Here is a 1,556-nt window from a genome sequence, read left to right as displayed (position 1 = left end):
GATCGAGCAGCGTCAGGCCGCTGGCGATCGACTGGATGACGATGATGCCGAGCAGCGCCGAATACGCACTGCCGCGACCGCCGAACAGGCTGGTACCGCCTATGACGGCCGCCGCGATGGCGTTGAGGTTGACGTCGCCGGTGCCGGCCTGCTGGCTGGCCGAGGCCAGGCGGGCCGCCGACAGCACGCCGCCGAAAGCGGCCAGCATCGAGCACAGCACGAAGGCGCTCGAATAGATCAGCCGCACATTGATGCCGGCGCGCCTTGCCGCCTCGCGGTTGCCGCCGACCGCCGACATCGAGCGGCCCCATTTGGTCCGCGTCAGCGCGTAATGCATTGATATGACCAGGCCGACGAACAGGCCGAACATCCACGGAATGCCGCGCGCCTGGTTGAGATAGAAGACGATGAGTTCGAGGATGACCGTGATCACGACCGCGCGCGTGACGAGCCCGCCGGTCGACGGCGCCGACAGGTTGGCGGCGCGGCGGCGCGCGACAGTGCGCAGGCCGGTGACCAGCATGACGATACCGGGCACGGCCGCCAGAGCGAACGAGACGAACTTCGGCATCATCAGCAGCTGGCCGAAATTCACCAGGTTCGAGCCGTAGGGCAGATTGATCGAGCCGGTCGAGCCGAGAATGTAGAGCTGCAGGCCAAGCACCGCCAGCAGACCGGCCAGCGTCGAGACGAAGCTCGGCATGCCCAGCCGGTTGAACAGCAGCGCGTAGAGTGCGCCGATAAAGCCGCCGACGGCGACAGCGGCCAGAATGGCGAGCGCCACCGGCCAGCCCTGGTTGACCCACAGCGTACCGACCATAGCCGAGGCAAAGCCGCTGATCGAACCGACAGACAGGTCGATTTCGCCGACCATCAAAACGCAGACGATGCCGAGCGCGATGACTCCCACGGTGGAGCAATCGAACAGCAGATTGACCAGATTGCTTGATGACAAGAAGATCGGGTTGATGCTGGCAAACACCGTCCAGATGATGACCAGCCCGACGATAACCGGCAGCGAGCCGAGATCGCCTGAGCGGACCCGGTCGAAGAACCTGCGGATGGCGCCGCCGATCCCCGCCTCGTGCTTGACGCGCACATCGGCGCGGTCGAGCTGCGGCGGCACGGGGGCGGCCTGTTCGGCTTCGCGGCTCATGGGCGTGGCTCCTGGGTTTGGTCTTGCCTGGCCTGTCTCCGCTCGGCGCGCCGCGATACCGAATTGTTCGACGCGCCGGTGATGGCGCTGACCAGTTCCTGGTTCGAGGCATCGGGGGTGAAGATGCCGTTGTTGCGGCCAAGCCGCAGCACGACGATGCGGTCGGCGACGGCGCGCACGTCTTCCATATTGTGGCTGATGATGACGACGCCGAGGCCGCGGTCGCGCACGCGCTCGATCAGGTTGAGCACTTCCGCCGTCTGCGCCACGCCGAGCGCCGCCGTCGGCTCGTCGAGCAGGATGAGCTTGGGTTCGAGCAGCAGCGAGCGGGCGATCGCCACCGTCTGGCGTTGGCCGCCCGACAACGAAGCGACCACTTCGCGCACGCTTGGGATACGCG

General features: G+C 66.5%; 2 protein-coding genes. Both read right to left on the bottom strand.

The window, feature by feature from the left end:
* The coding region (locus tag EN750_RS33650) for a sugar ABC transporter permease (RefSeq protein ID WP_127399222.1) at positions 1 to 1,156 on the bottom strand (1,156 nt) is incomplete at its 3' end.
* On the bottom strand, positions 1,153 to 1,556 hold a 404-nt coding region (locus EN750_RS33645; RefSeq protein WP_127399221.1), incomplete at its 5' end, for an ATP-binding cassette domain-containing protein. The genes EN750_RS33645 and EN750_RS33650, both read right to left, overlap by 4 nt.

This window comes from Mesorhizobium sp. M7A.F.Ca.ET.027.03.2.1 (genome assembly GCF_003999175.1).
Classification (GTDB): Bacteria; Pseudomonadota; Alphaproteobacteria; order Rhizobiales; family Rhizobiaceae; genus Mesorhizobium.
Note: the sequence above shows the minus strand (reverse complement) of the source record. Positions and strands in the feature narration are given on the sequence as shown.